We start from the raw sequence: 3,958 nt of genomic DNA, 5'->3' as shown, positions 1-3,958 counted from the left end.
CCCCCCCCCCCCCCCCCCCCCCCCCCCCCCCCCCCCCCCCCCCCCCCCCCCCCTTTTCAAGCAGAAGACGGCATACGCGATTTCCTGTACGGTCTCGTGGGCTCGGAGATGTGTATAAGAGACAGGGTCGTCGGCGGCCCGCGTGGCGCCGGGCTCGGCCTGCAGCGCCTGCACCAGGGGGCTGGGCAGCAGCGGCTCGCCGCCTTCGTCGCCGCTGCGCCAGAGGATGTCGATCTGCGGCGCGCGCAGCAGCTCCTGCCAGGCGGCGGCGGTGGCGGCCTGCTGCGCTTCGCGCGTGTCCAGGCCCAGCGCCACGCGCTGCGCGGACGACCAGTTGCCGCCCGGCTCGGGCGCGGCGGGCAGGCGCAGTTCGTCGCAACCGGGCATGACCACCGCGCCGAAGGGCCGCGCCAGCAGCTGCGGCAGGGGCAGCACGACGACCTCGGCCTCGGTGGTCTGCCAGCGCGCCTCGGGCAGGAAGCTGGCGGCCTCCAGCGCCTGCCGCGCCCAGCGGGTGAAGGCGGCCAGGCTGATGCGCCGCTCGGCCCAGGGCGATCCTTCCAGCGACTGCGCAAAGGCCGCCTGCGCGGCGTCGTCCAGCCGCAGCACGGCGATCAGCTTCTGGCCGGCCAGATCCGCCTCCAGCGCAGGCCACTGGCCGCCCGCCTGCAACAGGGCGCGCAGCGCGGCGAGCCATTGCGCCAGCGGGCGGGCGGGCTGCAGGGCCTCGCGCAGCGCGGCGACGTCTTCGGCGATGGCGCGCAGCAGTTGCGCGGCCGGCGCGTCGCCGGGCGGCGCATGCCAGCCGTTCCAGTCGCGCACGCTCTCGCGGCGCAGCGCGGCTTCGAGCGCGCGCAGCCGGCCGCCCTGGAAGCGGGGCGACTGCTTGAGCCAGTCCAGCACCTCGTCTGCCGTGGCGTGGCGCGCGCAGGCGCGCAAGGCCGCGGCGACCTGGGCCGCGGCGCGGGTGGTGGAGAGCTTCCAGCCGCTTTCGTCGCGCAGCGACAGGCCCTGGGCGCGCAGCATGGCGCTGATGCGGCGGGTCAGCGCGCGGTCCTGCGCCACCAGGGCCACCGGCACCGCGCCTTCGCGCACGCGGGCCAGCACGCAGGCGGCGGCGCGCTCGGCCTCGTCCTCGGCGTCGGGGGCGACGTGCAGGCGCGCCGGGGCCATGCGCCGCGGCGGCAGGACCAGCGGGATGCGCACCACCGGATCGCCCGACTGCTGCCAGCGCAGGCACAGCGCCTCGGCCAGCGGCTCGGGCTGCAGGCCGTCGAGCACGATCAGGCCGCGCACGCCGCCGGCACGCGCCTGCGGGCCGAACAGCACGTCGGTCGCACAGGAAGACGCCAGCGCCCAGGCCAGTGCCACGTGGGCGGTGGCGGCCTCCAGTTGCAGCACCGCGGCATCGGTGCCCAAGCCCACCGCGGCGGCCGCGGCCTCGCCCCAGGCCGCGCGGTCCTGCGGCGGCACGGCGGCCATGGCGCGCAGCAGTTGGGCGCCGGCCTCCATCAGCACTTCGGCCAGGGTATCGGCGTAGGGCCGCAGGGTGGGCACCTGCTCCAGCAGGGCGCGCGCCTGCAGCAGGTCGCGCGCGGCGTCGCCCGTGATGCCGCCGGGCTCGGCCAGGTCGCCGCCCAGGGCGCGGGCCCAGTTGCGGGTGGTTTCGAAGCGCGGCGCGAAGCCCTCGGGCCGCGCCCGCGCCCAGTAGTGGCGCGCCACCGGCATCAACTGCGCATAGGGCAGCAGCACCACGGCATGCGCCGGATGCAGCGCATGGGCCTGCAGCGCCTGCCCGATGCGCGCGACAACGCCGCTGCCGGGCGCCAGCCACAGGGCATCGGCGGGGCACCTGCCGGGGCCCTCGCCGGCCTCGGCCGCATGGGCTTTTTCTATGTCAGCCATAGGCTTTCCATGCCCCGTCCCTCCACTTGGTTTCTGTCACAATGGCCGCCACTTTAGCGGCATCCCTATTCGTCATAAGGAAGACTCCATGGCCAGCGACCTCATCAAACATATCTCGGATGCGTCTTTCGAAACCGACGTGCTGCAGGCCGACAAGCCGGTGCTGGTGGACTACTGGGCCGAGTGGTGCGGCCCGTGCAAGATGATCGCGCCGATCCTCGACGAAGTCTCCGCAAGCTACAAGGACAAGCTGCAGATCGCCAAGATGAACGTGGACGAGAACCGCGACATCCCGGCCAGGTTCGGCATCCGCGGCATCCCCACGCTGATGCTGTTCAAGAGCGGCCAGCTCGCCGCCACCAAGGTCGGCGCGCTGAGCAAGGCGCAGCTCACCGCGTTCCTCGACCAGCAGCTCGGCTGACCCCACCGCGTGGCCCCGAGCGCCCCAAGGCGCAGGGCCGGGCGGAACGTGCAAGGCGTTCCCGAGACAAGCCCCCAAATACTGTCATAATCCCGAACATTCGCCCGGCATGCACACCCATGCAGCCCGGTTCGACTCCCCGGCTCGCGAGGCAGTCTCGCTTCTGCCGACACCCCCCTCGATTTGCACTGAACTCCGCCACGGAGTAGCCCCATGCACCTTAACGAACTCAAGGCACTGCACGTGTCCGAAGTCCTCAAGCAGGCCGAAGAACTGGAGATCGAAAACACCGGCCGCATGCGCAAGCAGGAGCTGATGTTCGCCATCATCAAGAAGCGCGCCAAGGCCGGCGAACAGGTCTTCGCCGACGGCGTTCTTGAAATCCTGCCCGACGGCTTCGGCTTCCTGCGCAGCCCGGACACCAGCTTCACCGCCAGCACGGACGACATCTACATCTCGCCCAGCCAGGTGCGCCGCTTCAACCTGCACACCGGCGACATGGTCGAAGGCGAAGTGCGCACGCCCAAAGACGGCGAGCGCTACTTCGCGCTGACCAAGCTCGACGCGGTCAACGGCGGACCGCCGGAGCAGAACAAGCACAAGGTGATGTTCGAGAACCTGACGCCGCTGTTCCCCAAGGAACAGATGAAGCTCGAGCGCGACATCAAGGGCGAGGAGAACATCACCGGCCGCATCATCGACATCATCGCCCCCATCGGCCGCGGCCAGCGCGCGCTGATCGTGGCGCCGCCCAAGAGCGGCAAGACGGTGATGATGCAGCACATCGCCCACGCGATCACCGCCAACAACCCCGACGTGCACCTGATGGTGCTGCTGGTGGACGAGCGCCCCGAGGAAGTGACCGAAATGCAGCGCACGGTCAAGGGCGAGATCATTGCTTCGACCTTCGACGAGCCCGCCGCGCGCCACGTGCACGTGGCCGAAATGGTGATCGAGCGCGCCAAGCGCCTGGTCGAGCTGAAGAAGGACGTGGTGATCCTGCTCGACTCGATCACCCGCCTGGCGCGTGCCTACAACAACGTCGTGCCCTCTTCGGGCAAGGTGCTGTCGGGCGGTGTCGATTCCAACGCGCTGCAGCGTCCCAAGCGCTTCTTCGGCGCGGCGCGCAAGGTCGAGGAAGGCGGCTCGCTGACCATCATCGCCACGGCCCTGGTCGATACCGGCAGCCGCATGGACGAAGTGATCTTCGAAGAATTCAAGGGCACCGGCAACAGCGAAATCCACCTGAACCGCCGCCTCTATGAAAAGCGCGTGTTCCCGGCGATCGAACTCAACAAGTCCGGCACGCGCCGCGAAGAACTGCTGCTCGCGCCCGAGATCCTGCAGAAGACCCGCATCCTGCGCCAGTTCCTCTACAACATGGACGAGATCGAGTCCATGGAACTGATGATCAAGAACATGAAGGCCACCAAGACCAATGTCGACTTCTTCGACATGATGAGACGAGGTGGCTAACCCCAATACTGTTCATATTAGAAGCAAAGGCACAGACTGATGCGCCTGATGGAGCAACTCGCCGCGATGGCGAAGCTGGAAGTTGCTCATCTTGCGCTTGACGCCGCGCGGGTTGAGGCGCCCACGGCTGCCCACGCTGCGCCCGGCGCCGATCTC

General features: G+C 69.7%; 2 protein-coding genes and 1 pseudogene. 2 read left to right on the top strand and 1 reads right to left on the bottom strand.

Annotated features, from left to right (window positions below; all coding sequences use genetic code 11):
* Nucleotides 1-1,905, bottom strand: a pseudogene (locus tag JHD63_RS21935) (hypothetical protein); the annotation flags it as partial.
* An 88-nt stretch (nucleotides 1,906-1,993) separates the two neighbouring features.
* Between JHD63_RS21935 and trxA the strand changes: the two are divergent.
* Together trxA and rho are read left to right on the top strand one after the other, a co-directional pair.
* Nucleotides 1,994-2,326, top strand: a complete 333-nt coding sequence (gene trxA / locus JHD63_RS21930) for a thioredoxin TrxA (protein WP_198972909.1) — start codon at nucleotides 1,994-1,996, stop codon at nucleotides 2,324-2,326.
* A gap of 213 nt (nucleotides 2,327-2,539) precedes the next feature.
* Entirely contained in the window at nucleotides 2,540-3,802 is a 1,263-nt protein-coding gene (gene rho, locus JHD63_RS21925; RefSeq protein ID WP_198972908.1) for a transcription termination factor Rho, read from the top strand.
* The last annotated feature ends 156 nt before the right edge of the window (nucleotides 3,803-3,958 follow it).

The organism is Xylophilus sp. ASV27 (assembly GCF_016428875.1).
GTDB lineage: Bacteria > Pseudomonadota > Gammaproteobacteria > Burkholderiales > Burkholderiaceae_C > Xylophilus.
The sequence above is the reverse complement of the archived record's forward strand: the minus strand, read 5'-3'. Positions and strand labels throughout refer to the sequence as shown.